This is a genomic window from Variovorax sp. 10L421, from assembly GCF_056395365.1.
The window spans coordinates 1-3,129 of sequence record NZ_JBFTJJ010000057.1; the positions used below are offsets into that span (position 1 = coordinate 1).

Genomic DNA, 3,129 nt, shown 5'->3' on the forward strand with positions numbered 1-3,129 from the left:
GTAATAGTCCGACGAAGGCCGTCCTTGCCTGATGCTCAGGCTGCAGCAAGCATCTGACCTCAATCGCAGACCCGCTTGGAGGTGTGCGCTAAAGGAGATGGTGCACACCATGAAGAGTGAGCAAGCCTCGAAGGCCGGCCGACGACATCACGACCGTGCGTTCAAGCAGGAGCTGGTACGGCAGAGTTTGGAGCCGGGCGCGTCCGTGTCGGCAATAGCGCTGCGCAGTGGCATCAACGCCAACATGCTGTTCAAGTGGCGCAGGGAGCATGTTCGAGCCGCAGGCGACGCGCTGCCGGCTTTACTGTTGCCGATAGAGGTGGCACCGGCGAGCGAAGTCATGTCGATTCCGACGTCGACCGGGCCGACCCCGTCGCCATCGAGGCCGGCACCGCGCAACGGCGTCATCGAACTGGAGTTCGCCGGCGCGCAATTGCGACTGCGTGGGACTGTCGACGAAGACAGCCTGTGCAGTGTCTTGCGCGCACTGCGCCAGAGTGCATGATCGGCCCGCGTGCGGGCACCCGCGTCTGGCTGGCCGCTGGCGTGACGGACATGCGTTGCGGCATGGACACGCTGGCGGCGAAGGTGCAGACCGCTCTCACCGAGGACGCGTACTCCGGCCATGTCTTCGTCTTCCGCGGGCGGCGCGGCGACCTGGTCAAGCTGCTGTGGAGTGACGGCGACGGCATGTGTTTGCTGGCCAAACGCCTGGAGCGTGGCCGCTTCATCTGGCCGCAGGCCGAGTCGGGCTCGATCTCGCTGAGCGCCGCACAGCTGTCGATGCTGCTCGAAGGCATCGACTGGCGCCGACCCGAGCGCACCTGGCAGCCACGCGCAGCGGCGTAGTGGAGCATCGGCCAAGTTGACAGGACAACTCCTGTTGTAGGGCCAGGTACCGACCGGCACAGTCGTGCCCATGACCTCACAGGAACTGCTTGCCGCCAACGCCGCGCTCAGCGGCGAAGTGCAGCGCTCGCAAGAGGCATTGAAGATCGCGCTGCTCACCGTCGAGAAGCTCAAGGTCGAAGTGGCGTACTTGCGACGCATGAAGTACGGCCGCTCCAGCGAGCAACTCGAGCACGCCCAGCTTGAGCTGGTGGGCGGCCAGCTCGCGCAGCCGACATTGATGCCGACAACACAGGCCGAGAGCGCCGACGCCGAAGACGGCGAGCACTCTTCCAACGTCACGTCCATCGAGCAGGGCCGCAAGAAGCGCCAGGCGCGACAGCGCACCGGCGTGCGTGATCTGCCAGAGCACTTGCCGCGGCGCACCGTGATGCATACGCCGCACAGCGGTTGCGACTGCCAGGCCTGCGGCCGCGGCCTGCGCGAGATCGGCCAGGACGTCTCGGAGGTACTCGACTACGAGCCGGGCAGCTTCCATGTCGTGCGCCACGTTCGCCCCAAGCTCGCTTGCGTGAACTGCAGCACGATCACGCAGGTGCCCGCGCCGAGTCGCCCCATCGATCGCTGCATGGCCGGCGCCGGGCTGCTCTCGCACGTGTTGGTGAGCAAGTATTGCGATCACACACCCTTGTATCGGCTGTGTCAGATCTACGGCCGTGAAGGCGTCGAACTGCAGCGCTCGACCCTGGCCGACTGGGTGGCGCAGGCGGCACGCTTGCTGAGCCCGCTGGCCGAAGCCATCGGCCGCTACGTGTTGGCCGCCAACAAGATCCATGGCGACGACACGCCGATCCGCGTGCTCGGCGGCGCAGGCGTGAAGGCTCGAACAGGCCGTCTGTGGGTGTATGTGAGGGATGACCGGCCCAGCGGCGACACAGCGCCGCCAGCAGTGTGGTTCCAGTACTCAGCAAACCGCAAGGGCGAGCATCCAGTGCGCCACCTGCGGCACTTCAAGGGAATCCTGCAAGCTGATGCCTTCGCTGGCTACCACCCGTTATATGAAGACGGCCGGGTGGTCGAGGCGGCTTGCTGGAGCCATGCACGGCGCAAGCTGTGGGACATCCACGAGCGCCAGCACAAGCTCGGCGGAACGCTGGCGCACCAGGCGCTGCAGCGCATCGGCAAGGTCTTCGGGGTGGAGGCCGAGATCCGAGGCAAGCCGCCGCACGAGCGAATGCGGGTTCGCCGGGAACGCACCGCTGCAATGCTGGGCGACCTGAAGGCATGGTTCGACACTGCGCTGTCTCAGGTCTCGGCGAAGTCGCCGATGGCATTGGCGATCGGGTACTCGCTGAGCAACTGGACGGCGCTGACGCGCTTCGTCGACGACGGTCGGATCGAAGCGCACAACAACGCGGCCGAGCGCGCGCTGCGCGGCGTGGCGATCGGGCGCAAGAACTACCTGCATCTTGGCTCCGACAACGGCGGGCACAGCGCGGCGGCGATCTACACCTTGATCGGCTCGGCCAAGCTGGTCGGCATCGATCCACAGGCCTACTTGCGCCACGTGCTGGAGCGCATCGCCGACCATCCGAGCAACCGTATCGACGAGTTGCTGCCGTGGGCGGTCGCCAGTGAGCTTGCCAAGGCTGCGCCGACGAGCTCACAGCCTACCGACAAGCTCGCGGCCTGAGCGCATCGCCACTGGCAAAATCGCCAGCATGCGTGTCAAGCAGATCGAAGATCTTCCCATGGCCACAAGCGCCGAGCTGTACCAGCTCAGCTGGGTCATCGAGCAACTCATGGCCGACCCGAGGCGCATCGTGCAGGCACGCTCGCAGTTGCACATGGGCCAACTTGTGAAGTACTGGGACTGGGGCTCTGGAAAGCTGCGCGAGGCTCGCATCGCGGCGATGAAGGACCGCCAGGTCACGCTGCTCGACGAACAAAGCAAACAGCGCTTCAGCGTGCTGTACGCGGCCGTCGTGCCTGTCGATGATCAGCAGGCAGGCGCGTCACCCTCACCGGCGCCTGCCGCACCGCTGAGGCCGCCGCCGGAGATCCATCACAAACAGGACTTCCGCGTCGGCCAGCGTGTGAGCTTTACCGACCAAAGCCTCAAGCGCCACGTCGGAGAAATCGTTCGGATCAACCAGCGCACAGCCACCGTTCACTGCGACGGTCGCGCATGGCGCGTGGCGTTCGCTCTGCTTCAACACGTCACCGACATCACGCCTTAAACCACCCGGCCGTCAACAACGGCCTCGAGCGGACTATTAC

The 3,129-nt window shown here is 65.5% G+C and carries 4 protein-coding genes; all 4 read left to right on the plus strand.

Translation table 11 applies throughout. The annotated features are described in order from the left end of the window. Positions 1-109 precede the first annotated feature (109 nt). The 4 genes from tnpA (at position 110) to AC1DFC_RS29605 (ending at position 3,089) form a co-directional block, all read left to right on the plus strand. Positions 110-505, plus strand: a complete 396-nt coding sequence (tnpA, locus tag AC1DFC_RS29590) for an IS66-like element accessory protein TnpA (protein WP_478180562.1) — start codon at positions 110-112, stop codon at positions 503-505. Next, positions 502-849: an IS66 family insertion sequence element accessory protein TnpB gene (gene tnpB / locus AC1DFC_RS29595; protein ID WP_478180563.1), complete on the plus strand. Its 348-nt coding sequence runs from the start codon at positions 502-504 to the stop codon at positions 847-849. Before tnpA ends, tnpB begins: the two co-directional genes overlap by 4 nt. 85 nt (positions 850-934) lie before the next feature. Beyond that, complete coding sequence (gene tnpC / locus AC1DFC_RS29600; protein ID WP_478180565.1) at positions 935-2,542, plus strand: IS66 family transposase; 1,608 nt, start codon at positions 935-937, stop codon at positions 2,540-2,542. A gap of 58 nt (positions 2,543-2,600) precedes the next feature. After that, positions 2,601-3,089, plus strand: a complete 489-nt coding sequence (locus AC1DFC_RS29605; RefSeq protein ID WP_478180564.1) for a hypothetical protein — start codon at positions 2,601-2,603, stop codon at positions 3,087-3,089. Positions 3,090-3,129 lie beyond the last annotated feature (40 nt).